20 protein-coding genes are annotated in these 23,220 nt (G+C 72.7%); 10 read left to right on the plus strand and 10 right to left on the minus strand.

From position 1 onward, the window contains the following. Nucleotides 1-17: 17 nt before the first annotated feature. The 4 genes from thrC (at nt 18) to groL (ending at nt 4,241) form a co-directional block, all read left to right on the plus strand. A complete protein-coding gene (thrC, locus tag AB0Q96_RS00775) occupies nt 18-1,304 on the plus strand; it encodes a threonine synthase (RefSeq protein ID WP_365320859.1) in 1,287 nt (428 codons plus the stop codon). A 16-nt stretch (nt 1,305-1,320) separates the two neighbouring features. Continuing rightward, complete coding sequence (locus AB0Q96_RS00780; RefSeq protein WP_365320860.1) at nt 1,321-1,599, plus strand: MoaD/ThiS family protein; 279 nt, start codon at nt 1,321-1,323, stop codon at nt 1,597-1,599. Between the two features lie 425 nt (nt 1,600-2,024). Further along, complete coding sequence (locus tag AB0Q96_RS00785) at nt 2,025-2,234, plus strand: cold-shock protein (RefSeq protein WP_265867325.1); 210 nt, start codon at nt 2,025-2,027, stop codon at nt 2,232-2,234. Nucleotides 2,235-2,618: 384 nt separating this feature from the next. Further along, complete coding sequence (gene groL / locus AB0Q96_RS00790; protein WP_365320861.1) at nt 2,619-4,241, plus strand: chaperonin GroEL; 1,623 nt, start codon at nt 2,619-2,621, stop codon at nt 4,239-4,241. 168 nt (nt 4,242-4,409) lie between these two features. Here the strand turns inward: groL and AB0Q96_RS00795 are convergent, their stop codons facing one another. Both AB0Q96_RS00795 and AB0Q96_RS00800 read right to left on the minus strand, forming a co-directional pair. Then, complete coding sequence (locus AB0Q96_RS00795; RefSeq protein WP_365320862.1) at nt 4,410-6,068, minus strand: hypothetical protein; 1,659 nt, start codon at nt 6,066-6,068, stop codon at nt 4,410-4,412. Continuing rightward, nucleotides 6,058-7,740 (minus strand): hypothetical protein, encoded by a 1,683-nt coding sequence (locus tag AB0Q96_RS00800; protein WP_365320863.1) that lies wholly within the window; start codon nt 7,738-7,740, stop codon nt 6,058-6,060. The genes AB0Q96_RS00795 and AB0Q96_RS00800 overlap by 11 nt, the downstream gene beginning before the upstream one ends. A 222-nt stretch (nt 7,741-7,962) precedes the next feature. Here AB0Q96_RS00800 and AB0Q96_RS00805 point away from each other — a divergent pair, with 222 nt between their 5' ends. After that, the gene (locus AB0Q96_RS00805) at nt 7,963-8,433 is read left to right on the plus strand and encodes an SRPBCC domain-containing protein (protein ID WP_365320864.1); all 471 of its coding nucleotides are present in this window, start codon (nt 7,963-7,965) and stop codon (nt 8,431-8,433) included. Then, the gene (locus tag AB0Q96_RS00810; protein WP_365320865.1) at nt 8,430-9,014 is read left to right on the plus strand and encodes a GNAT family protein; all 585 of its coding nucleotides are present in this window, start codon (nt 8,430-8,432) and stop codon (nt 9,012-9,014) included. The genes AB0Q96_RS00805 and AB0Q96_RS00810 overlap by 4 nt, the downstream gene beginning before the upstream one ends. Here the strand turns inward: AB0Q96_RS00810 and AB0Q96_RS00815 are convergent. The 3 genes from AB0Q96_RS00815 to AB0Q96_RS00825 all read right to left on the minus strand — a co-directional run bounded on the left by AB0Q96_RS00815 (nt 8,993) and on the right by AB0Q96_RS00825 (nt 11,187). Next, entirely contained in the window at nt 8,993-9,331 is a 339-nt protein-coding gene (locus AB0Q96_RS00815; protein WP_365320866.1) for a deoxyxylulose-5-phosphate synthase, read from the minus strand. The two genes, AB0Q96_RS00810 and AB0Q96_RS00815, sit on opposite strands and share 22 nt — an antisense overlap. A gap of 62 nt (nt 9,332-9,393) precedes the next feature. Then, nucleotides 9,394-10,128 (minus strand): transporter substrate-binding domain-containing protein, encoded by a 735-nt coding sequence (locus AB0Q96_RS00820; protein WP_365320867.1) that lies wholly within the window; start codon nt 10,126-10,128, stop codon nt 9,394-9,396. Nucleotides 10,129-10,212: 84 nt separating this feature from the next. After that, the gene (locus AB0Q96_RS00825; protein WP_365320868.1) at nt 10,213-11,187 is read right to left on the minus strand and encodes an aldo/keto reductase; all 975 of its coding nucleotides are present in this window, start codon (nt 11,185-11,187) and stop codon (nt 10,213-10,215) included. A 155-nt stretch (nt 11,188-11,342) separates the two neighbouring features. Between AB0Q96_RS00825 and AB0Q96_RS00830 the strand changes: the two genes are divergently transcribed. Further along, complete coding sequence (locus AB0Q96_RS00830) at nt 11,343-12,827, plus strand: alpha/beta hydrolase (protein WP_365320869.1); 1,485 nt, start codon at nt 11,343-11,345, stop codon at nt 12,825-12,827. A 118-nt stretch (nt 12,828-12,945) separates the two neighbouring features. Next, entirely contained in the window at nt 12,946-16,419 is a 3,474-nt protein-coding gene (locus AB0Q96_RS00835) for a FlgD immunoglobulin-like domain containing protein (RefSeq protein WP_365320870.1), read from the plus strand. Between the two features lie 82 nt (nt 16,420-16,501). Here the strand turns inward: AB0Q96_RS00835 and AB0Q96_RS00840 are convergent, their stop codons facing one another. From AB0Q96_RS00840 to AB0Q96_RS00850, 3 genes are read right to left on the minus strand one after another with little or no spacing between them, the layout of a single operon-like run. Beyond that, on the minus strand, nt 16,502-18,013 hold the full coding sequence (locus tag AB0Q96_RS00840; RefSeq protein WP_365320871.1) for a PTS transporter subunit EIIC: 1,512 nt from the start codon (nt 18,011-18,013) through the stop codon (nt 16,502-16,504). A 42-nt stretch (nt 18,014-18,055) separates the two neighbouring features. Further along, nucleotides 18,056-19,012 carry an N-acetylmuramic acid 6-phosphate etherase gene (murQ, locus tag AB0Q96_RS00845; protein WP_365320872.1) on the minus strand — a complete coding sequence of 319 codons (957 nt, stop codon included), beginning with the start codon at nt 19,010-19,012 and terminating at the stop codon, nt 18,056-18,058. Nucleotides 19,013-19,031: 19 nt separating this feature from the next. Further along, a complete protein-coding gene (locus AB0Q96_RS00850; RefSeq protein WP_365320873.1) occupies nt 19,032-20,015 on the minus strand; it encodes a MurR/RpiR family transcriptional regulator in 984 nt (327 codons plus the stop codon). A gap of 158 nt (nt 20,016-20,173) precedes the next feature. On the opposite strand from AB0Q96_RS00850, the gene AB0Q96_RS00855 reads away from it, so the two are divergent. Continuing rightward, nucleotides 20,174-20,530, plus strand: coding sequence for a hypothetical protein (locus tag AB0Q96_RS00855; RefSeq protein WP_361165165.1), 357 nt, complete (start codon nt 20,174-20,176; stop codon nt 20,528-20,530). Then, on the plus strand, nt 20,527-20,805 hold the full coding sequence (locus AB0Q96_RS00860; protein WP_365320874.1) for a DUF4031 domain-containing protein: 279 nt from the start codon (nt 20,527-20,529) through the stop codon (nt 20,803-20,805). Before AB0Q96_RS00855 ends, AB0Q96_RS00860 begins: the two co-directional genes overlap by 4 nt. A gap of 59 nt (nt 20,806-20,864) precedes the next feature. Here AB0Q96_RS00860 and AB0Q96_RS00865 read toward each other — a convergent pair whose 3' ends face one another. Together AB0Q96_RS00865 and AB0Q96_RS00870 are read right to left on the minus strand one after the other, a co-directional pair. Further along, on the minus strand, nt 20,865-21,875 hold the full coding sequence (locus tag AB0Q96_RS00865) for a hypothetical protein (protein ID WP_365320875.1): 1,011 nt from the start codon (nt 21,873-21,875) through the stop codon (nt 20,865-20,867). A 53-nt stretch (nt 21,876-21,928) separates the two neighbouring features. Then, on the minus strand, nt 21,929-23,131 hold the full coding sequence (locus AB0Q96_RS00870) for a Cmx/CmrA family chloramphenicol efflux MFS transporter (RefSeq protein WP_365321174.1): 1,203 nt from the start codon (nt 23,129-23,131) through the stop codon (nt 21,929-21,931). Nucleotides 23,132-23,220: the final 89 nt, after the last annotated feature.

Below are 23,220 nucleotides of genomic sequence, written 5' to 3' on the forward strand. Positions count from 1 at the left end.
GAAAGGGCCTCGCCTCCATGGCTGTACAGACCGTCGCATCCGGAACCACCGTCGACCTCGGTCCCGCTTCCGGACTCTCCTGCCGCGAATGCGGCGAATCCTTCCCGCTCGGCCCGATCTTCGCCTGCGAGCTCTGTTTCGGCCCGCTCGAAGTCGCGTACGACCTGCCCTTCGGTGACCCGGAGGAGCTGCGCAAGCGCATCGAGGCCGGCCCCGCGAACATCTGGCGCTACGCCCCGCTGCTGCCCGTCCCGGCCGACGTCGCCGAGAAGCCGAACCTGAACCCCGGCTGGACCCCGCTCGTCAAGGCCGACAACCTGGCCCGCGAACTGGGCGTCGAGCCCGGCAGGCTGTTCGTCAAGGACGACTCCGGCAACCCGACCCACTCCTTCAAGGACCGGGTCGTCGCCCAGGCCATCGAGGCCGCCCGCGCCTTCGGCTTCACCACCCTCTCCTGCTCCTCCACCGGCAACCTGGCCGGCGCCGTCGGCGCCGCCGCCGCCCGGGCCGGCTTCCGCTCCTGCGTGTTCATCCCGCACGACCTGGAGCAGGGCAAGGTCGTCATGGCCGGCGTCTACGGCGGTGACCTCGTCGCCATCGAGGGCAACTACGACGACGTCAACCGCTTCTGCTCGGAGCTCATCGGCGACCCGCTCGGCGAGGGCTGGGGCTTCGTCAACGTCAACCTGCGCCCGTACTACGGCGAGGGCTCCAAGACGCTCGCGTACGAGATCTGCGAGCAGCTCGGCTGGGTCATCCCCGACCAGCTGGTCATCCCGATCGCCTCCGGCTCGCAGCTCACCAAGATCGACAAGGGCCTCCAGGAGCTCATCAAGCTGGGCCTGGTCGAGGACAAGCCGTACAAGATCTTCGGCGCCCAGGCCGAGGGCTGCTCCCCGGTCTCGGTCGCCTTCAAGGCCGGCCACGACGTGGTGAAGCCCCAGAAGCCGAACACCATCGCCAAGTCCCTCGCCATCGGCAACCCGGCGGACGGCCCGTACGTGCTCGACATCGCCCGCCGCACCGGCGGCGCCGTGGAGGACGTGAACGACGAGCAGGTCGTCGACGCGATCAAGCTGCTCGCCCGTACCGAGGGCATCTTCGCCGAGACCGCGGGCGGCGTGACCGTCGGCGTGACGCGCAAGCTGGTCGAGGCCGGTCTCATCGACCCGACGCTGACGACGGTGGTCCTCAACACCGGCGACGGACTCAAGACCCTGGACGCCGTTGCCGACAGCTCTCAGGCGACCGCCACCATCCGCCCGAGCCTGGACGCGTTCCGCGACGCGGGCCTGGCCCACTGAAAGGTACGTGAACCCCATGGCCGTCAACGTCCGCATCCCCACCATCCTCCGCACCTACACGGGCGGCCAGTCCGAGGTGAAGGCCGAGGGCGGGACCCTCGCCGAGGTCATCGCCGACCTGGAGAAGAACCACGCGGGCATCGCCGCCCGCGTCCTGGACGACCAGGGCAAGCTGCGCCGCTTCGTCAACGTGTACGTCAACGACGACGACGTGCGCTTCGAGCAGGGCCTGGAGACCGTGACGCCGGACGGCGCCGGCGTCTCCATCATCCCGGCCGTCGCCGGCGGCTGCTGAACCGTCCGGATCGGCCGGTCTTACCCGCGCTTACCCGCGGTACCCGTCTTACCTGAATTGCCCCTTCCGCGAGAAGAAGCGGAGGGGGCAATTCTGCATGGTTGAGCGGGGTAGAGTTGGGGAAGTCCCCTCCGCTGCCCATGCCAGGCGCATATGAGAATGCGCCCGTGCACGACAAGAAGCAGCCAAAGCGCCCGTGTCTTGTGCACCTTCTGCGCGCTTTGCCCGGCCCGACTTGACCCGGAATTCAAGGGAATCTCCCCAATTCGCCTTTCACGGCTGCCCAGAATTCTCGTCCGATTGACCTGTTGCAGAGGGCAGTTGGGCAGATACATTCAGCGGCGGTCGACGCGTTCCGGCGCAGGGTCTGACCCGGGTCCGCGAAGTGCGGCCCCGCGCAAGGGCCAGTAATAGGGGAGTTAGGCATGGCTCAGGGCACCGTCAAGTGGTTCAACGCGGAGAAGGGCTACGGCTTCATCGCGGTCGACGGTGGTGCGGATGTTTTCGTCCACTACAGCGCGATCCAGATGGACGGCTACCGCACCCTTGAAGAAGGACAGCGGGTCGAGTTCGAGATCTCGCAGGGTCAGAAGGGCCCGCAGGCGGACATGGTCAAGCTCGCCGCCTCTGCCTGAGCGCGGCGCGATCGGCCACCGACGCACTTCCGTCGAGGGGCCCGCATCCAGACCGGATGCGGGCCCCTCGTCATGTCCGGCGCCCTGTCGGGCGCGGTGCGCGGCGCCGGTCGGGGCGCCGTGGGGCGTCATGTGCGCCCGGCGTGTGCGCCCGGCTCGTGCTCCCAGGGGTGACCGATCCTCGGTAGTCGCTTGCACTCGCATGGGGCGAGTGCTAATCATTGGCGTTAGCACTCTGAAGGTGAGAGTGCTTAATCGAGGATCGGGCAGACGAGGCCCGCGGCCAGGTGGGGCAAGGAACCACAGGGCTCGCAGGCCGTCCGTCGCGGGCGTCGGCGCGGTCCAGGAGCGTTATCCACCCCATGTCCGGGAGGACCACTTCACATGGCCAAGATCATCGCGTTCGACGAGGAGGCCCGGCGCGGTCTCGAGCGCGGCATGAACCAGCTCGCTGACGCCGTCAAGGTCACCCTCGGCCCCAAGGGCCGCAACGTCGTCCTCGAGAAGAAGTGGGGCGCCCCCACGATCACCAACGATGGTGTCTCCATCGCCAAGGAGATCGAGCTCGAGGACCCGTACGAGAAGATCGGCGCCGAGCTGGTCAAGGAAGTCGCCAAGAAGACGGACGACGTCGCCGGCGACGGTACGACCACCGCCACCGTCCTCGCCCAGGCGCTCGTCCGCGAGGGCCTGCGCAACGTGGCCGCCGGTGCCAACCCGATGGCCCTCAAGCGCGGCATCGAGAAGGCCGTCGAGGCCGTCTCCGGCGCCCTCCTCGAGCAGGCGAAGGATGTCGAGACCAAGGAGCAGATCGCTTCCACGGCCTCCATCTCCGCCGCCGACACCCAGATCGGCGAGCTCATCGCCGAGGCGATGGACAAGGTCGGCAAGGAAGGCGTCATCACCGTCGAGGAGTCGCAGACCTTCGGGCTCGAGCTCGAGCTCACCGAGGGCATGCGCTTCGACAAGGGCTACATCTCGGCGTACTTCGCGACCGACATGGAGCGCATGGAGGCGGCCCTGGATGACCCGTACATCCTGATCGTCAACTCCAAGATCTCCTCCGTGAAGGACCTGCTCCCGCTCCTGGAGAAGGTCATGCAGTCGGGCAAGCCGCTGCTGATCATCGCCGAGGACGTCGAGGGCGAGGCCCTGTCGACGCTGGTCGTCAACAAGATCCGCGGCACCTTCAAGTCCGTCGCCGTCAAGGCCCCGGGCTTCGGCGACCGTCGCAAGGCCATGCTGAACGACATCGCCATCCTCACCGGCGGCACGGTCATCTCCGAGGAGGTCGGCCTCAAGCTGGAGAACGCGGGCCTCGACCTGCTGGGCCGCGCCCGCAAGGTCGTCATCACCAAGGACGAGACCACCATCGTCGACGGTGCCGGTGACAGCGAGCAGGTCGCCGGTCGCGTGAACCAGATCCGCGCCGAGATCGAGAACAGCGACTCGGACTACGACCGCGAGAAGCTCCAGGAGCGCCTCGCGAAGCTGGCCGGCGGCGTGGCCGTCATCAAGGCCGGTGCCGCGACCGAGGTCGAGCTCAAGGAGCGCAAGCACCGCATCGAGGACGCCGTTCGCAACGCGAAGGCGGCCGTCGAGGAGGGCATCGTCGCCGGTGGCGGCGTCGCCCTGCTGCAGGCCTCCGCGGTCTTCGAGAAGCTGGAGCTGGACGGCGACGAGGCCACCGGTGCCAACGCCGTCAAGCTGGCCCTGGAGGCCCCGCTCAAGCAGATCGCCGTCAACGGTGGTCTCGAGGGTGGCGTCGTCGTCGAGAAGGTGCGCAACCTCCCCGTCGGCCACGGCCTGAACGCCGCGACCGGTGAGTACGTCGACATGATCGCCGAGGGCATCATCGACCCGGCGAAGGTCACCCGCTCCGCGCTGCAGAACGCGGCGTCCATCGCGGCCCTGTTCCTCACCACCGAGGCCGTCATCGCCGACAAGCCGGAGAAGTCGTCCGCGCCGGCCGGCGGCGGCATGCCGGGCGGTGACATGGACTTCTGAGTCTGATCCTCTCGACGCGCCCCTCGCACTGACCGGCCGCAGGCGGCCGGTCAGGCTTCGGGACGCTGCACCGGACTCCGTCCGGTGATCGGGATCGACCTCAGTTCCACGCCGAAGGGCGGCACCCCCCAGGGGGTGCCGCCCTTCAGTCGTGTCCGGTTCCGCCGGTCAGCGGACGTCGACGAAGTCGCCCTTGCCGGCCGAGTCGAAGTGCGAGGCGTCACCGACGTAGACGAGGGTGTACGTGCCGTCCACCGAGGTCCGCGCCTTCAGGGCCGTCTGGCCCGCGGCGTTGGTGCGGCCCCAGGCGACGGTCTTCCACGTCTTCGAGCCCCACGCGGCGAACCGCAGCTGCACCGGCTGGTTGGCCAGCGGCTTCCAGCCGCCCTGGTCGTGCTGCACCGTGCCGCGCACCGTGACCACGCCGCCCTTGCGGATCGGCTCCGGCGTCGCGTCCACCGCCAGGACGCGGGTGGAGGTGCGGGTCACGTGGAAGGTGCGGCTGACGGACTCGGCGTGCTCCTGCGTGCCGACGGAGCGGAGCCGGAACCAGCCGCCCCTGGTGGCGACGCCGATGCCGAAGGACTTGCGGACCTCGGCGGTGAAGGCGGTCGAGGCGACCTTCTTCCACCCGGTCTGCCCGTTCGGGGACTGCTCCAGGAGCACCGTCTGCGTCGTGTACGTCGTCATGGTCTGGTACGGGACACGGAACTGGCCGTACGCGGTGAGCCGTCCGTCGCCGCCGAGCCGGTAGGCCGTGAGCGTCGTGCGGGTGTCCGCCGGCATGGCGAGCGGGCCGTTCGCGTACAGGCCGGTCTGGAACAGGCTCGTACCGGAGACGGTCCAGCCGGCGGAGCCCCAGCCCGAGTCCGTGGGGGCGCCGGGGGCGGCGACGAGCCGTACGGTGAACCGGCCGTCGGCGTCGGAGCGAACGGTCTTGTGGAAACCGCCGTTCAGGAACGCCTCCAGCGGCTCGTCGGCGACCGGCGTGCCGTCCACCGGGTCGGTGACCCGGCCGGTGAGGGTGACGGTCTCGCCGTTCACCGCGCGCGTCTTGTCGGCGGTGACGGAGAGCGCCATCGTCCGGACCCGCACGTCGGAGGAGTCGATGCTCGACGTGGAGCCGTGCACCTCGTCGCTGTTCTCGCTGAACTCGGCCGCGTACCAGGTGGTGCGCACGGCGGGGACCGGGTCGGCGGCGAAGGCGCCGGAGGAGTCCGTGACGGCGGATCCGGTCGGGGTGCCGACGCTCCAGCCGGGGCCGAAGGAGACCGTGCGGCGGGGCAGCGGGACCCGGTCGCCGGAGCCGGGCTGGACGCCGAGCAGGGTGCCCTTGGCGTGGATGTTCGGGTCGGCCCAGGTGGAGACGCCGACGTCGAAGCCGGTCAGCAGCGGGCGCAGGGTGAAGTCGAGCGTGCCCGCGCCGGTCCGGGTGACGGTGTTGCCGAGCGAGTCGGTGGCCGTCACGTCGATCGCGTACCTGCCGAGCGCCGGGAGGGTGCCGCCGTCCTCGGTGAGCTTGAGCGTGGACTCCACGGGCAGCGCGAACACGTTCGTGTCCGAGGGGTCCCGGACGAGCGAGGGCAGTTCGGCGAGGACGGTGTCGCCCTGCCGGATCCTCGCGGACACCGCGGTGACGGTGGCCTGCGGCGCGTCGGTCCAGGTGGTCACCCGGAAGGTGCCGCGCTGGGCGTCGACGGTCGTGGCGCGGCCGACGCCCACGGTGGCGGGGGCGGGCTCGTCGGCGAGGGCGGGGGCCGCCCCGGCGCCCAGGGCGAGCGCCGTGACGAGGGAGACGGCGGAGAGCCGGCGGAGGTCAGCGCGCATCGACATAGAAGTTCCTCGACTCGCTGTAGAAGTAGCCGGCCTTGGACTGGAGTCCCAGGCCCCAGGTGCCGTCGCCGTAGGTGGTGGTGGTGACGGTGAACGCGCCGGTGGAGCTGGTGGCGATGTTCTTGGTCGCCCAGTACCAGTTCGGGTCGCCCTTCGGCTTGACGTACAGGGTCAGCCGCGCGCCGGGCATGGCCTTCCAGACGCCGTTGACCTGCTGCTGCACGACACCCTTGACCGTGAGCTTGCCGTTGACCGTGGGCCGGGTGGGGCCGTAGGTGACGTTGACGATCCGGGTGGGGATGCGGGACAGGCGGACGTTCAGGGTGTTCTTGGGGACGTAGCGGTCGCTCTCCGGGTGGTAGATCCGGTAGACCGCGTTGACGTAGCCCCAGGTGCCGAAGTCGTACCAGCAACCGGTGTCGACGTAGCCGGACTTCAGGGTGCGGAAGGTGCGTCCGTTGTCCAGGGAGACCTGGAGGGCGACCCAGTCGGGCTTGATGTCGCAGTACCCGGATCCGGAGCCGAGCCGTCCGCGGGCCTTCACCCAGCCGTACTCGTCCAGCGTCATGGTGGCGTTGGTGTACGTGAACTGCTGCGGCACCGCGATGTCGGCGGTGTCGTACAGGTAGGTGGTCTGCGTGGCGTAGTACACCGACGGCTTCGGCATCGTGTACAGCCGGGGGCCGGTCGAGTACTGGGCGCGCAGGGAGTACGAGAAGGAGCCGTCGGCGGTCGTGGTGCCGCTGCCGAGCGCGGTGACCGGCTTGGTGTACGGGTACGGCTCGGAGCCGCCGGTGACCACCGGGATGCCGCCGAAGCTCTTCCAGCCGCCCTCGGTCAGGCGCTCCACCCGGCCCGTGACCTTGACGTCCGTGCCGGCGGCGACGCGGAACCGGTCGGTGTCCGAGGTGACCCGGTACTTCAGCTTGTCCACGCCCACGGCGGGCAGCCTGCTCGCCTCCACCGGGTCGACGTCGCCGGACGCGGCCACGACCTCGGCCGTGCCGCCGGCGATCTCCTCGTCCGCGACGAAGGGCATCGTGAAGGTGCCGTCCGCCGTGGTGGTGACCGTGACGCTCTTGGACAGGGGCCGGGAGTAGGCGTCCCGCAGGTTCAGCGTGACCTTGACCGGGGTGCCCTCGGCGGCCGGGCCGGTGGTGTCCGTGGCCGGGTTCCAGGTGGTGGCCTTGCCGGACAGGACGACGTTCCGGCTGTCGAAGCTGGTGGTCGCGCGGTCGAAGGAGGCGGTCGAGACGCCGGTGTGCAGCCGGTAGCCGAAGGAGCCGCCGGTCCAGCGCTGCACGGTGCCGCCGGGCAGCCGGTACTCGACGGCGAGCGGGTAGTCCCCGAAGGCGGTGCCCTCGGGGAGCCGGATCGGCGCGTCGGTGGTCCAGGAGTAGTAGGTCCTCGGCGAGAGCTCGTCCGTCGAGGCGAGGACGGCGGCGTCCGGGGCGCCGGAGGCGAGCACGCTCACCTTGATCCAGAGCGCGTTGTTCGGCAGACCGCCGATGGTCAGCCGGCCGTCGTCCAGGGTCGTCGTCTGGCTGACGGTCTCCGCGTACGCGGCCGGGGCCGTGACGACGGCGGGCAGTGCCACCCCCGCCGACAGGGCGAAAACGGTCGCCGCACGCACCAGGGCATGCGGCAGGGTGCGCTTCGAGCGCATGAAAGACCCCCCACAGGTCAGAAAAGACGCGGCGCTTGCTCACGCGTGACCATCGTGATGACGGTGATGATCGCGGGCCGCGTGCAAGCACCATAGCGCCTGCCCGTTGAACGCGTTCACCGGATTACCTGTTCGCCGCCGGAGTCCGGCCGGGGCATCCTGAGAGGAGAGCCCGGCGCCCTCAGGCAGTGGCCCCCGGGCGCGGTCGGACGGGAGAGCGCGATGATCACGCTGCTGACGACACCGGCGGAACGCGAGCTGGTCATCACCCGCACCTTCGAGGCGCCCGTGAGCCGGGTGTGGGAGGCCTGGACGCGGACCGAGCACGTACGGGCCTGGTACGGGGTGGCGGGGCTGACCATGTCCGTCTGCGACATCGACCTGCGGCCGGGCGGCGCGTGGCGCTGGGGCCAGCGGACCCCGGACGGCCAGGAGATCGTCTTCTCGGGCGCGTACGAGGAGATCGTCCCGGCCGAGCGGCTCGTCTACTCGGAGCGTTTCGAGCAGATGCCGGACGCCGAGCCGGTCCGCGTCGTCCTCGCCTTCGACGCCACCCCCGACGGCGGCACCGCGCTGACCAGTACGTCCTTCTGGCCGTCCACGGAGATCAGGGACCAGGCGCTGGCCGCGGGCATGGAGGCGGGGGTGAGGGAGCAGTACGACCGGCTCGCCGACCACCTCCGCAGGATGTGACCGCCCTGGAGGTCCCGAGGCTGACGGCGGACGGGCTGCTGCTGCGCCCCTGGGAGCTCGCGGACCTGCCGCTGGTCCGCGAGGCGTCGGACGACCCGTACATCCCGCTGATCACGACCGTCCCGCCGGTCTGGTCGCGCGCGGCGGGCGAGTCCTTCGTGCGCCGCCAGTGGGCCCGCGCGCACACCGGCGCCGGCTACCCCTTCGTCATCGTCCGCACCGCCGACGCCCGCCCCCTCGGCACCATCGGCCTCTGGCTCCGCGACCTCCCCGAAGGCCGCGCGACCCTCGGCTACTGGCTGGCCCCCCACGCCCGGGGCAACGGCACCGCCACCCACGCCCTCACCACCCTCACCACCTGGGCCACCACCGAACTCCACGTCCCCCGCCTCCAACTCCTCGTCGAACCCTGGAACACCCCCTCGGCCCGCACGGCCGAACGGGCCGGGTTCGTACGGGAGGGCGTGCTGCGCGGGTGGCAGGAGGTGGGCGGGGTGCGGCGGGACATGGTGATGTACGGGCGGGTGGCCGGGGGGCGGGCGGGTGGCGGCGCGGGGCCTCAGGGCGCGGGCAGCTCGTAACGCAGCAGGGCACGGGCCATGGGCTCACCGGTGCGCCGGGCGTACCCGGCGCGCGCCTTCACCTCGCGAAGCGTGCGGGGGCGCCAACCGGGGCCGCCGCAGCAGCTCTTGTGGAAACCGATGCCCGCGTTGAGCAGGACCGACAGCACCCGCCACGCCGCCGCGTCATGCCGCCGGGGCGGCGCGAACGCGGAGCCGGCGTGGATCATCACCCGCGCGCAGCGCGGACAGAGCCGCTCCCGGGTGATGTCGAGGTACGCCTGCTTGTACGACGCCCGGCACGGCAGACAGACGAACGAGGTCTTGGCATGGCCCATGGGCGCAGCGTAGGAGGCGCCGCGACCGGCCCGCCATCGGATTAGACCGCCCTTAGCCCGCCTCAGCCCGCCTCCGGGCCCGCCAGCAGCCCCGTGTCCTGGCCCGCGCGCTTCAGGGACGCCGTCACGAAGCCGTTCGTCTTCAGTTCCTCGACGGTGGCGCGGAGGAACGCGACCGTCTCGGCGGAGCGGGTGACCGGGGTGCCCACGGCCTGGCGGATCCGCATGAAGCGGGGGTCGAGGAGGCGGACCTCGGGGTGGGCCGCCGCGTACGCGGTCATCGGCTGGCGGATGCCCGCGCCCGCTTCCAGGCCCTGCGCCGCGAAGGTGTCGACGCCCTCCTCGCCGCGCACCAGTTCCGCGTGGCGCAGGGTGCGGGTGAGGTAGAGGTCGTACGCGGAGCCCGTTTTCACGCCGATGCGGACGCCCGGGGCGTCCACCTCCTCGGGGCTCGTCAGGGCGGAGTCGCGCGGCACCGCGTACACGCCCTCGATGACGACGTACGGGGCCGTGAACGCGACCTCCGCCTCCCGCGCCGGCTCGACGGCGAGGAAGCAGAGGTCGGCGCGGCCGGTCGCCATCGCCTCGTACGACTTGCGCGCCGCGTCGAAGCAGAGCAGCTCCACCGGTACGCCGAGCCGGGCGCCGATCTCGCGGGCCAGGTCCACGGTGATGCCGGCGGGGGCGTCCGGGGTGCCCTGGGCCAGGACCGGGTTGCCGAGGTTGATGGAGGCGCGCAGGGTGCCGGTCGGTGCCAGGTCGGAGACGAGGGCGGGCGTGGTCGTCGCAGAGGTCATGGGGCCGGAGTGTAGGGCCCGGGGGGTGGGTTTCGGCCGGTCAGGGGGTGGGGGGCGGGGAGGCGTACGGGTACGGGGGCGCCGTCACGGGCCGGTCGGGGCGTGCGCCTTCGCCAGGCGGGTCAGGTCCTCGTCCGTCAGCCGCAGCGCGCCCGCCGCCACGTTGGCCGTCAGGTGGCCGAGGTCGCCGGTGCCGGGGATGGCGAGCAGGTGGGGGCCCTGGTGGAGGGTCCAGGCGAGGCGGATCTGGGCCGGGGTCGCGTCGTGCTCGCGGGCCACGGCGAGGATCTCCGCCGGCTCCGGCGCGGCCGTCGTGCCGCCTTCGCGGCCGGCCGCGGCGATCGAGTAGAACGGCACGAACGCGATGCCCTGCTCGCCGCAGTGGCGCACGAACTCCGCGTACTCCGGGCGTACCCCGATCCCGTACATGTTCTGCACGCACACCACGGGCGCTATCCCCCGCGCCTCTTCGAGCTGCTCGGGCGTGACGTTCGAGACGCCGAGGTGGCGGATGAGGCCGGCCTCGCGCAGGTCGGCGAGGGCGCCGAAGCGTTCGGCGACGGAGTCGGTGCCGAGGACCCGGAGGTTGACCACGTCGAGGTGGTCGCGGCCGAGCTGGCGCAGGTTCTCCTCGACCTGGGCGCGCAGGGCCGCCGGGGTGCGGGCGGGCTCGGTCCAGGCGCCGGACGCGTCGCGCGCGGGGCCGACCTTCGTCGCGATGACGAGGTCGTCGGGGTAGCGGCCGGACGGCCCGGCGAGCGCCCTGTTGAGGAGCTCGTTCGCGGAGCGCAGGCGCGAGAAGTAGAACGCGGCGGTATCCATGTGGTTGACCCCGAGGTCGACCGCCTTGCGCAGCACCGCGATCGCCTGCGCCCGGTCACGGGGCACGGTGTCCTCGACGAGCGCGGCACCGGTCTGCGGCAGCCGCATGGTGCCGAAGCCGATGCGGCGGACGGGCAGGTCACCGAGCGTCCACGTGCCCGAGGCGGCGGCGTCGACGGACGGGGTGGGGGAAGGAGTGGGGGCGGTGGCGGTGGTGGTGGTCCGGTCTGAGGTCATGGCGGGGATGATCTCCCGCCGGACCCGTCCTGGCCACCCGCTTTCCCCCTGCGGACCTCCCGCCTCCCGCCCCCCGTGGGCCGGGGGCTACCCCCACCCCGCACCCGCGTGCCTGCCGGATGGGGAGCTGACGCGTGGTCAACGAAGCTTCCTGCATGACCACTTCCGCAGGAATCGCCCTCGCTCTCGCCCTCGCCTCCGCCGCCCTCACCGCCCCCGCGGCGGGTGCGGCCGGCTCCTCCGCCCCTGCTCTCGACTGGCAGAAGTGCGGCCCCGCCGGTCTCCGGCAGGAGTGCGCCACGCTGTCCGTACCGCTCGACTACGCCGAGCCCGACGGGCGCCGGGTCCCGCTCGCCGTGTCCCGGATCCTCAGCGACCGGCCCGAGGCGCGCCGCGGCGTCCTGCTGGTGGTGCCCGGCGGGCCCGGCGGGTCGGGGGTGCAGCGCCTGTCGGCGAAGGGGGAGGCGCTCGGGAAGGAGCTGGGCGGCGCGTACGACCTGGTGGCGTTCGACCCGCGCGGGGTCGGCGGCAGCATGAAGGCGGACTGCGGGCTCGCGGACGACGACCGGCGGCTGGTGAACCTGCGCAGCTGGCCCGCCGCCGACGGCTCCATCGACGCGTCGGTCGAGCGCTCCCGCCGTACCGCGGAGGCATGCGCCCGCAACGGCGGCGCCGAGCTGCGCAGCCTCACCACCGCCAACCAGGTGCGGGACCTGGACCGGCTGCGGGCGGCGCTCGGCGAGGAGAAGGTGTCGGTGTGGGGGGTCTCGTACGGCACGTACGTCACCGCGCAGTACGCGCAGAAGTTCCCGCACCGCACCGACCGGCTGGTCCTCGACAGCAGCGCCGACCCGAACCCGCGCACCGTCGCCCAGGGCTGGCTGCGGGGGATGGCGCGCGGCGCCGAGGACCGGTTCCCCGACTTCGCCGCGTGGGCCGCGCACCCGGACCGGGCGAAGGACGGGCTGCGGCTCGCCGACCGCGCCGAGGACGTCCGCCCGCTGGTCCTGGATCTCGCGGCCCGGCTGGACCGGGAGCCGAAGCCGTCGACGACGGCGGGCGTGCCGCTCACGGGCAACCTGCTGCGGCAGGCGCTCCAGATGGCGCTGTACTCGGACTCCCAGTTCGAGGGCCTGGCCCGACTGATCCAGCAGGCCGCCGCACCGGCCGGGACGCCGGCCGGGACGCCGGTGCTCCCGCCCGCCCTGTCCGGCCCGATGCCCGGCTCCGACGCGGCCGTCACGGTCGGCGTGATCTGCAACGACGTGAAGTGGCGGGGTTCCGTCCGCTCGTACGAGCGGGCCGTCGTCGCCGACCGGGCCGCGTACCCCCTGACGGCGGGCATGCCGGCCAACATCACGCCCTGCTCCTTCTGGAAGGGCGGCCCCGTCGAGAAGCCCACCCGCATCACCGACGAGGGCCCCTCCAACATCCTCATGATCCAGAGCCTGCGCGACCCGGCCACCCCGCACTCGGCCGGCCTCAAGATGCGCGAGGCACTGGGCGCGAAGGCCCGGCTGGTCTCCGTCGACCACGGCGGCCACGGCATGTACCTCGGCAACGGCAACGCCTGCGGCGACCGCACGGTGACCCGCTTCCTGCTGACGGGCGAGCGACCGGCGACGGACGTCGACTGCTGACGCGCCGCTGTTAGAGTCGGGCCACTTGTCGAGGGGATCAAGGACGAGGGGCGGGGCCGGGGGGCCCGGTACCGAAGAGCGTCCGCCCCTCGTGCTCATCTTCCGGGGAGGGCCCTTCGTGGCGCGTCTTGTCTCATCGTGGTTCGGGCCGCCCAGGGCCGCCGTCGCCTTCGGGCTCGCGGCGGCCCTGGGCGTCTCGGGCGTGCTGTCCGGCGGGCGGGCGGCGGCGGCCGAACCGCCACCACCGCCCGCTTCGGCAGCCCAGGCCGCTCCGGCCGCTCCGGCCGCGTCCGTGGTCGCCGAGGAGCTGACCATCCCGGCGTCCCCGCACGTGACGCCGCCCGACACCAAGGTGCTCGGCGCGGGTACGGGCGTGCAGTGGTGGTCCGAGCGCGGCGGCCGGCAGTGGTGGAACCCCGCGTCCGGCACCTCGGTCGCCGCCCCCGACTGCCCGTGGGCGACCGCTCCGTTCGCCAACGGCGACAGTGACGGCTGCGGCGCCGCGTCGCTGTACGTGATCCGCGACCTGGCCACCGGTGCGGTGCGCGAACGGGATCTCCCCGAGGGGCACACGACGTTCGGCGCGCACACCGCGGACCGGGTTCTGACCGCCGTACCGGACGCCGACGGTTCGGCGGTGCGCCTGCACCTCCTCGGGGTCGGCGCCGGAGCCCCGGCCGACACCGAGGTCGCCGTGCCGGTCCGGATGGTCCGGCAGCCCGCCCTGCTCGGGCAGGACGCGAACAGCGCCTTCCTGCGGTACTGGGACGGCACCCGGTACGCCTACGGTCTGGTCGACTTCGCCGCGTCCGCGTTCCGCCCCACGGCCGGTCCCGCCACCGAGCCGTCCTATCCGCTGCACGCGCTGACACCGGACTGGCTCGTCCACTTCGAGGCGGACTGGCGCAGTCCGGTCCGTCTCGTGTCCCGCGCGGACGGCACGACCATCCGCGAGGTGCCCACCTCGTGCTCGGAGAACCCGCGGGCGGTCCAGACGCTCGGCGACTGGCTGGTCGTCGCGTGCGCCGGAATCCGCGCCGTGCACCTGACGAGCGGTGAGACGACGCCCGTGCTGCCGCGCGCGGCGGCGACCCTGGCCACCGGGACCGACGGCGGCGTCTACGCGACCGGCGGCGCCGACTCCGCGCACTGGGGCCTCCAGCGGATCGAGCTCGGCCCGGACGGCCGGCCGCGCGCGCGGCTCGTCCACGGCATCGCGCCGGTTCCGGCGAAGCGGAGCCACGTGGCGATCCACCAGCGGGAGGTGGCGTACGTGGAGAACGCCGGCACCGGCGGCACGTCCATCGCGCGCCGGCTCTCGCCGACGGCACCGCTCACGATGGACGAGGAGCCGCTGTGGTCCTGCAAGGTGCCGGACGGCTCCACTCGGTGCCCGGAGGGCGGTCACTACCTCGGCGACGACCGGAGGGTCACGGTCGAGACCGAGGACTCCGTGGGCTGCCGCGGCTGCGTCATGGTGGTCCGGGTGGCGGACCCGCGCACCGGCGCCGCCCCGAAGGTGTGGCGGCTCGGCCCGAGGGACCTGCGGCCGGACGAGTGGCTGGGCAGCTCGGGCCGTTACCTCCTCGCCAAGACGAAGGGGGGCACCCGCTTCGTCTTCGACTTCGAGACGGGCCGGACGGTGTGGACGTGGGCGGATTCCGGGCTCACCGCGGCCGCCTTGCGGGGTGACACGCTGTGGATGCTGAAGGGCTCCCGGATCACGTCGCTCGACCTGGTCTCGGGCGCGGTGTCCGAGCCGGTGGACACGGGAACCACCTGCACCGTCGAACGGTTCCAGGTGGCCGACGGCTGGGCGATGGTCCACTGCCGCTACGGCATGCCCGGGAGCGTCGTCGTCGACCTCGCGACCAAGCGGCGAGTCTCCCTGACCGGGCTGATCGGAGCGAACGCGTACAGCACCTACCTGGGCCGGGGGTTCGTCGTCGTGGACGTCGACACCGCCGCGTGGGAGGCGAGCGAGCTGCGCGTCGTCGACGTGCGCTCCGGCACCGCCGTCGTCGAGACCCTGAGCACACGGCTCGCGGCGCTCTCGCCGTTGGCCCTGGACATCGACGAGTCGTCCGACTCCCTCGCCTACCTCGACACCGGGCAGAACCTCCACGTCGTCGCCCTGCGGGGCCCGGCGGACCGCGCGCCGGAGATCATCGACCGGTTCACGGAGCCGGGCTGGCACAGCGACCGGCGCACGCCCTGGCAAGGTGCCTGGTGGGTGTCCGCGCCCGCCGTGTCGTGGCGGGTCGAGCTGGCCGAGAAGGCGACGGGGAAGGCCGTCCGGGTGCTCACGGGCGACGACGCCCGGGGCAGCGTCGCCGTCGGGTGGGACGGCCGGGACGAGGCCGGGGTGCGCGTGCCGAACGGCACCTACACCTGGACCTTCACTGCCACGCCCGTCGGCGCCGGGGGCCCGGCGGCGCGGGAGTCCGGCGAGCTGGAGGTGACGGGCGCGGCCGGCGCGTACCGGCCGCTGACGCCGGCCCGGGTGATGGACACCCGGTCGGGGCTCGGCGTCCCGAAGGCGCGGGTCGGGCCGGACGGAACGGTGACGTTGCAGGTCGCGGGGCAGGGCGGGGTGCCCGCGACCGGGGTGTCCGCGGTCGTGCTCAACGTGACGGCGGTCAACGCGACCAGGTCGACCTTCGTGTCCGTGCACCCGGCCACCGCGGCCCGCACCAGCGCCTCGAACCTGAACGTCGTGCCCGGCCGGGCCGTCTCCAACCTGGTGGTGGTGCCGGTCGGCGCCGGGCGGATCGGCTTCTACAACAAGGGCGGTGACGTCGATCTGCTCGCCGACGTGGCCGGCTACTACACCGACGACGCCGAGGGCGCCCGCTACAAGCCGCTGGCACCCGCGCGGGCGATGGACACCCGGAGCGGGACCGGTGTCCGCAAGGCCAAGGTCGGCGCGGCGGGCACGGTGACGCTCCAGGTCACCGGGCGCAACGGGGTGCCCGCGTCCGGGGTCGCGGCGGTCGTGATGAACGTGACGGCGACCAACGTGACGGCCTCGACGTTCGTCTCGGCCTACCCGTCGGGGACGGTCCGGACCAGCGCGTCCAACCTGAACGCGACGGCCGGCCGGACGGTGCCCAACCTGGTGACGGTGCCCGTCGTCGACGGCAAGGTGACGTTCTACAACCACGCGGGCACGGTCGACCTGCTGGCCGACGTGGCCGGCTACTACTCGACCGCCGGGGACGGGGCGCTGTTCCAGCCGCTGACGCCGACGCGCCTGTTCGACACCCGGGCCGGTACGGTCGGCGACCCGCCGAGGCGGTTGGGGCCGGGCGAGCAGTTCGGGCTGGGCGTCACGGGCCACGCGGGGGTCCCGGCGGGAGCGTCGGCCGTCGTCGTGAACCTGACGGCGACGAACGCGTCGGCCGCCACCTTCGTGTCCGCGTATCCGAACGGCACGGCCCGCCCCGACGTGTCGAACGTGAACGTGGTGCCCGGGCAGACGGTGCCGAACCTCGCGGTCGTCCCGACGGGCTCGTCCGGTGCCGTGACGCTGTACAACCGGGCGGGGTACGTGGACGTGGTGGCCGACGTCGCCGGGTACTTCGTCGGCTGACCTCCGGTGCGCGAACCGCATACGGAAGGGCTCCCGGTACGCACGTACCGGGAGCCCTTCCGCGTATGCCGTCGGGCGGGTGTCAGACCTTCGCCGGTTCCGGCGCAGGGCCCTCGGTGGTGGCCGCGGCTCCGGCGGGGGTGGTGGTGGCGGCCGGTGCCGCGGCGGCCGGGGTCTCCTCCGTGTCCACGTTGAACTCCTCGATCAGCTCCTTGCTGAAGCCGAAGAAGTACGTGGCCAGGAAGCCCACGACGTAGCCGACGAGCAGGCCGCCCGCGTAGATCGCGATCGTTCCGCCGAGGCCCTTGTTGCCGTCGAGGAGGGGGAAGAGGGCCCAGCCCGAGGGGCCGATGGCGGTGGAGCCGACCTGGTCGCCCAGCATGTTGAAGAGGCCGATGAAGCCGCCGCCGAAGGCGCCGCCGATGGAGGCGGTGATGAAGGGGCGGCCGAGGGGCAGCGAGACGCCGTAGATCAGGGGCTCGCCGACGCCGAGGAAGCCGGCCGGGAGGGCGGACTTGATGGTGCGGCGGATCGAGGTGTTGCGGGGCAGCTTGCGGTAGACGGCCATGGCCGCGCCGACCTGGCCCGCGCCCGCCATCGCCAGGATCGGCAGCAGGACGGTGAAGCCCTGCTGTTCGATCAGGGTGGTGTGGATGGGGATGAGCGCCTGGTGCAGGCCGAGCATCACCAGCGGGAGGAAGAGGCCGCCGAGGAGGAAGCCCGCGCCGGCGCCCGCGTGGGCGAGCAGCCAGGTGGCGAAGTCGCCGATGCCCTGCGAGATCTCACCGGCGACGTACATCAGGCCGAAGATCGTGACCAGGCCGGAGACGAGGACCGTGAGGGTCGGGGTGACCAGGACGTCCAGGGCTTCGGGCACCCAGCGGCGGCACCACTTCTCCACGTACACGGCGAGGACCGCCGCGCCGAGCGCGCCGAGGACGCCGCCCTGGCCGGGGGAGAGGGCCTGGCCGAAGACCTCGATCTTGGCGACGCCCGCGAAGACGATGATGGAGGCGACCGCGCCGCCGAGGATGGGCGTGCCGCCGAACTCCTTGGCCGTGTTGTAGCCGACGAAGACCGCGATCAGGGCCATGAAGCCGCTCGCGATGGCGGCGAGCGCCGGGGTGACGCCGGGCAGCCAGCCGAGGTTGATGAGCAGACCGTTGAGACCGGCGATGATGCCGCAGCCGATGAGCGCGGGGATCAGCGGGACGAAGATGTTCGCGATCTTGCGCAGGAAGAGCTTGAACGGGGTGGAGTTCTTCGCCTTCTGCGCCGCCTTGATCGCGGCGCCCTGCGCGGCCAGGTCGTCCGCCGAGTGGGCGGGCGCGGGGGCCTCGGCGATCAGGGCCTCGAGCTCGGGGGTCACGCGGGCGACCGTGCCCGGGCCGAGGACGATCTGGTACGTGTCGTCCTCCACCACGCCCATCACGGACGGCAGGGCCTTGAGGGCGTCGTCCTGGACGAGCGAGCGGTCCCGCAGACCCAGCCGCAGGCGGGTCATGCAGTGGGCCACGGAGCTGATGTTCCCGGCGCCGCCGACGAGGGGGAGGATCGCGGCGGCGATGGCGCGGTTCTTGTCGTCTGTGCTCATGGTGCGGTCGTGCCTTGCTGTGAGGGGGTGCCCGGCGGGGCGTTACGGGGTGGTGGCGGGGTCCGACGCGTGCAGCGCTGCGCGCAGGTGGCCCCGGGAATCGTGCAGGCGCTGGTCGGCGGCCTTGGCGTCGATGTCGGCGAGGAGCATCAGGATCGCGGTCTTCACCTCCCCGTCGGCGGCGGCGAGGGCGGTCTCGATCTGCTCGTCCGGCGCGCCGGTGGCGAGGGCCACGATGCGGCGCGAGCGGGCCTGCAGCTTCTCGTTGGAGGCGCGGACGTCGACCATGAGGTTCCCGTACGTCTTGCCCAGCCGGATCATGGTGATCGTCGAGATCATGTTGAGCACCAGCTTCTGCGCGGTGCCCGCCTTCAGCCGGGTGGAGCCGGTGAGGAGCTCGGGGCCGGTGACGACCTCGATGCCGTGCTCGGCGGCGGCGGCGAGCGCGCTGTCCGCGTTGCAGGACAGGCCGATGGTCAGCGCGCCCTGGGCGCGGGCGTACTCGACGGCGCCGATGGCGTACGGGGTGCGGCCGGAGGCGGAGATGCCGATCACGGTGTCGTCGGGGGTGAGCCCGAGCGCGTTGAGGTCCTGGACCGCCAGCTCCTTGGAGTCCTCGGCGCCCTCGACGGCCTTCACCATGGCGGAGGGGCCGCCCGCGATGAGGCCGACGACCTCGGAGGGGTCGGTGTTGAAGGTGGGCGGGCACTCGCTGGCGTCGAGGACGCCGAGCCGGCCGGCCGTGCCGGCGCCCAGGTAGAGGAGCCGGCCGCCGCGCGCCATGCGGGCGGCGGTGGCGTCGATGGCGGCGGCGATGACGGGCAGCTGCTTGGCGACGGCGGTGGGGACGGACTGGTCCTCGCCGTTCATCAGCGCGGCGAGCTCGGCGGTCGGCAGCTGGTCGATCTCGGCGAGCTCGGGCCGGAACGCCTCGGTGGTGAGGGCGGCGAGCTGGGCGCGCAGTGCGGAGTACGTGGATGCGGTGGGTGCGGTGGACACGGGGCGGCTCTCTCGTGATTCAGCGGGTACGGGGGGCGTGGCGGTGGGCGAGGGCTTCGTACGAGGCCGCGAGGGCAGGGGCCGCCGTCTCGTACGTACGTTGGGTGACACAGGTGAACAGACAGTCCACGACCAGCAGTTGGCTGGTGCGGGACGACATGGCCGCGGGGCGCAGTTCGCTCTCGCGGGCGGTGGAGGTGGTCAGCACGTGGTCGGCGTACTGCGTGACCGGGCCGTCCGGGCGGCCGGTGATCGCGACCGTGGTGGCGCCGTGGTCGAAGGCGACCCGCAGCGGTTCTATGACGTCGCCGGTCGAGCCGGAGTGCGTGATGGCGATGGCGACGTCGCCGGAGCGGAGCTGGACGGCGTTGGTGACGGCGAGGTGCGGGTCGCTGTGGGCGTGCGCGATCAGGCCGATGCGCAGCAGCTTCTGCCCGAGGTCCTGGGCGACGAGGCCGGAGGCGCCGACGCCGTAGATGTCGACGCGGCGGGCGGTGGCGAGGGCGGCGACGGAGGCGCCGAGCTGGACGGTGTCGAGTCCGGCGGCGGTGTCGGCGAGGGTCTGCTGCTCGTCGTAGGCCAGCTTCGCGACGACGTCGGCGACCGGGTCGTCGACGGCGATGTCGGCGGTGACCGCGGGGGCCCGGCCGGACTGCTGCTGGGCGGCGAGACCGGCCAGCGCGAGGCGCAGGTCGCGGTAGCCGGGGTAGCCGAGCAGGCGGGCGGTGCGCACGACGGTCGCCTCGCTGGTGCCGGTGAGCTCGGCGAGGCCGGTGACGGTGAGGGCGGCGCAGCCGGCGGGGTCCCCGGCGACGGCCTCGGCGACGCGCTGCATGGAGCGGGTCATGGAGGGGGCGAGGGTGCGCACCTTCGCCGCGAGGGCGGCGGGGGCGGGCGGGGCCGCGAGGGCGGGCCCGGCGGGCGGCCCGGAGAGGGGCCCGGCGGGTGTCCCGGCGGGCGTCCCGGAGGCGCCGGTGAAACTTTCCTTCACGTCATTGGTCACGTAATGAAAGATATTTTCGGACCCTGGGGACCGTCAATACCCCGTTGGACCCGTATCCGGGCAGGACGTTGGTCCCATGTGTCCGGGTTTCGTCGGTCCGCGGCATGGGTGCGTCACGGCATTGGTCCGGCGAGGGCCCTTGGGGCGAGAATGTGAGCATGGACGACATCGACCCCGTGGAACAGGCACTCCATGCCGCCCGCGCCCTGGTTCTCGCCGACCTGGTGGCCCGCGAGGTCGCCATGGCCGAAGTCGTCTCGATGGTCGAGGACGCCGTCGCCCACCGCCGCTGGTGGGTCGAGCAGTGGCCCGAGGGCGCGCCCTTCGTGGCCGGACTCGTCGCCCAGGACGTCCAGGACGCCCTGCTCGAACGGTACGGCCGCTGGCCGCTCTGCCCGGTCTGCTCCTCGGGCGACCCGCACGCCCTCGACGTCGAACCCGAGATGGGCCCCGACCCGCACTGGGTCTGCGGCAAGCAGGGTGTCGTGGTCGCCCCCGTGGGCGGCCTGACGTGACCCTGTACATCGACCCGCCGTCGTGGCCGGGCCATGGCCGCATGTGGTCCCACCTGGTCAGCGACGTCTCCTTCGAGGAGCTCCACGCCTTCGCCGCCTCGATCGGCGCGCCCGCCCGCGGCTTCGACGGCGACCACTACGACATCCCCTCCGACTACTACGCGGGCGCGGTGGCGGCGGGCGCGGTCGAGGTCGGCTCGAAGGAGCTCCTCCACCGCCTCACGGACGCGGGCCTGCGCCGGCCGAAGGGACGCCCGGCGCAGGGTGAGGCGTGAGGCCACGCCCGGCGTGAGGCCGCGCCCGGAGTGAGGGCACGGCCGGGGCGGGCGGCGCCTCACACGCTGTAGCTGATCCCGGCGCCGTGGGTGGCCGCGACGGTGCCGGAGGCGTAGCCGTCGTGGATCTTGACGGGGTTGCCGTCGACGTTGCGCACCTTCAGGGTCGTACGGACCTGGGCGCAGCCGCCGAGCTGGGCGCGGGTGAGGTGGAGGGTGTTGGCGGCCGTCTGGTGGTGCTTGGCGTCGGTGATGTTCCAGCGCGAGACGGGGCCGGTGAGGGCGGGGCCGCACAGGGAGCCGTCGGCGTTGCGGGGCTGGGCCTCGACCCAGGTCTCGACGGTCGTGCCCCGATGGGCGGTGGTGCCGCCGGAGCAGATGGGGGAGCCGGCGGCGCAGGTGGACAGGGCGGCGTCCTGGTAGAGGACGAGGTCCGTGTCGCTCGCGGACGGGGTGTACGTGTAGCCGAGCGTGGTCGCGGTGGTGGCGCGGGCGACGGTGGTGCCGCTGCCCGCGAGGAGCGTCCAGCGGGCGGTGGCCGGGTAGGTCTTGCGGGCCAGTTCGGCGCCGGCCGGGACGCGCATGGTGACGGTGCGGCCGTTCACGATGACCGAGGAGTACGAGACGACGGACAGGCCGCAGGTGTAGCTGCCGTCGGCGGGGGCGACGAACACCCAGCGCAGGGCGCCGGTCAGCGAGGTCTCGCCCGGGGGGACCAGGTTGGCGGCCCAGTAGGAGCCCGCCTCGGTGCCGGCGGGCAGGGCGGTGTCGTCGGCGTTCCGGCAGCGGATGGCGAGGGTGTTGCCTATGTTGTCACCGGCGGCGAGGGCGTCGACCGGCTCGGTGGCGAAGTACCGGGACCAGAGGAACGAGCGCTCGCCGGCCACCGCGTCGAACGTGACGGCGGTGCCGGGCACGTCGAGGTAGGTGCCGGCGTTCCGCGTCACCTCGTACGGGAAGTCGGCCGAGACGGCGCTCGCGGGCGCGGCGGTGGACACCGCGCCCGCGAGGGCGAGTACGAGCGCACCGGCCGTGGCGGCGGCGGTCCGGAAGGTCGTGCTGAGACGCACTGGAGGTCCTGCTCTCTCGTCGGAGGCGGATCGGGATCCCTCCGGCGGGAGGGTCAGCGGGACGATACGACCTTCCGCTCCCGCGGCGCACCCGAGGCCACGACCCGGGAGGCGCCCTGGTGGAGCCGGAGCGAGACGGTGACGGTGGCGAGTGCGAGGAGGGTCATGGCGGCGCCGGCCCAGGCGGGGGAGGCGTAGCCGTACCCGGCGTCGATGACGGTGCCGCCGAGCCAGGGGCCGCCGGTGTTGCCGAGGTTGAAGGCGGCGGTGGTGGTGGCGCCGGCCAGGGTGGGGGCGGCGCCGGCGACGTTGAACATCCGGGCGTTGAGCGCGGGCGCCGTGTAGAAGCAGGAGACGCCGAGCAGGAAGGTCAGCGCGATGGTGGCGACCGGGCTGGAGGCGAACAGGGCGAGCGCGGTGAGGAAGACGGTGGAGGCGGTGACGCCGCTGAGCAGCACGCCGAAGAGGTGGGCGTCGGCGACCCGGCCGCCGATGTACGTACCGATGAGGGCGCCGATGCCGAAGAGGCCGAGGACGCCGGAGACCCAGCCGGCGTCGAGGCCGGAGACGTCGGTGAGCAGCGGGGCCAGGTAGGAGAAGGCGCAGAAGACGCCGCCGGCGGCGAGGGCGGTGAGCAGGACGGAGAGGAGCACCTGCCGGTCGCGGTAGATGACGAGCTCGGCGCGGAGCCGGGGCCGGGTCTCCGGCAGCGGAATGTTCGGGATCTTGGTCAGCACGCCCACCAGGGCGATGGCGGAGGCGGCGCCGACGGCCCAGAAGGCGGACCGCCAGCCGAGGTGCTCGCCGAGGAACGCCCCGGCGGGGACGCCCAGCACGTTGGCGATGGACAGCCCGCCGATCATGACGGCCATGGCCCGGGCCCGCACCCCCACGGGCACCATGGCGATGGCGACGGCGGCCCCCACCGCCCAGAACCCGGCACAGGCCAGCGCGCTCACGACCCGCGAGGCGAACAGCACCGCGTAGTTCGGCGCGAGCGCCCCGGCGACCTGCCCGAGCCCGAAGACGCTGATCAGCGCGACGAGCGTGGTCTTCCGCGGCAGCCGCAGGGTGGCGACGGCGAGCAGCGGGGCACCGACGACCATCCCGATGGCGAAGGCCGAGATGAGCAGCCCGGCGGTCGGTATGGAGACGTCCATGTCCTCCGCGATGGGCGGCAGCAGCCCGGACAGCATGAACTCGCTCGTACCGAGCGCGAAGACGGAGAGACCGAGGATGTAGACGGCGAGGGGCATGCGGGCGGGGGCGGCCGCGGGGGCAGCCGCGGGGGCTTCGGGCGGCGTGGGGGCGTCGGCGGCGGACCCGGACGAGGAAGACGGCATGA

Origin of the sequence: Streptomyces sp. NPDC093111 (genome assembly GCF_040683955.1) — a bacterium.
Lineage (GTDB): Bacteria > Actinomycetota > Actinomycetes > Streptomycetales > Streptomycetaceae > Streptomyces.

Bases quoted from the DNA above. Each gene is read 5' to 3' on its own strand.
- thrC (WP_365320859.1), top strand. From the start codon at position 18: ATGGCTGTACAGACCGTCGCATCCGGAACCACCGTCGACCTCGGTCCC.
- AB0Q96_RS00780 (WP_365320860.1), top strand. From the start codon at position 1,321: ATGGCCGTCAACGTCCGCATCCCCACCATCCTCCGCACCTACACGGGC.
- AB0Q96_RS00785 (WP_265867325.1), top strand. From the start codon at position 2,025: ATGGCTCAGGGCACCGTCAAGTGGTTCAACGCGGAGAAGGGCTACGGC.
- groL (WP_365320861.1), top strand. From the start codon at position 2,619: ATGGCCAAGATCATCGCGTTCGACGAGGAGGCCCGGCGCGGTCTCGAG.
- AB0Q96_RS00795 (WP_365320862.1), bottom strand. From the start codon at position 6,068: ATGCGCGCTGACCTCCGCCGGCTCTCCGCCGTCTCCCTCGTCACGGCG.
- AB0Q96_RS00800 (WP_365320863.1), bottom strand. From the start codon at position 7,740: ATGCGCTCGAAGCGCACCCTGCCGCATGCCCTGGTGCGTGCGGCGACC.
- AB0Q96_RS00805 (WP_365320864.1), top strand. From the start codon at position 7,963: ATGATCACGCTGCTGACGACACCGGCGGAACGCGAGCTGGTCATCACC.
- AB0Q96_RS00815 (WP_365320866.1), bottom strand. From the start codon at position 9,331: ATGGGCCATGCCAAGACCTCGTTCGTCTGTCTGCCGTGCCGGGCGTCG.
- AB0Q96_RS00820 (WP_365320867.1), bottom strand. From the start codon at position 10,128: ATGACCTCTGCGACGACCACGCCCGCCCTCGTCTCCGACCTGGCACCG.
- AB0Q96_RS00825 (WP_365320868.1), bottom strand. From the start codon at position 11,187: ATGACCTCAGACCGGACCACCACCACCGCCACCGCCCCCACTCCTTCC.
- AB0Q96_RS00830 (WP_365320869.1), top strand. From the start codon at position 11,343: ATGACCACTTCCGCAGGAATCGCCCTCGCTCTCGCCCTCGCCTCCGCC.
- AB0Q96_RS00840 (WP_365320871.1), bottom strand. From the start codon at position 18,013: ATGAGCACAGACGACAAGAACCGCGCCATCGCCGCCGCGATCCTCCCC.
- AB0Q96_RS00855 (WP_361165165.1), top strand. From the start codon at position 20,174: ATGGACGACATCGACCCCGTGGAACAGGCACTCCATGCCGCCCGCGCC.
- AB0Q96_RS00870 (WP_365321174.1), bottom strand. From the start codon at position 23,131: ATGCCCCTCGCCGTCTACATCCTCGGTCTCTCCGTCTTCGCGCTCGGT.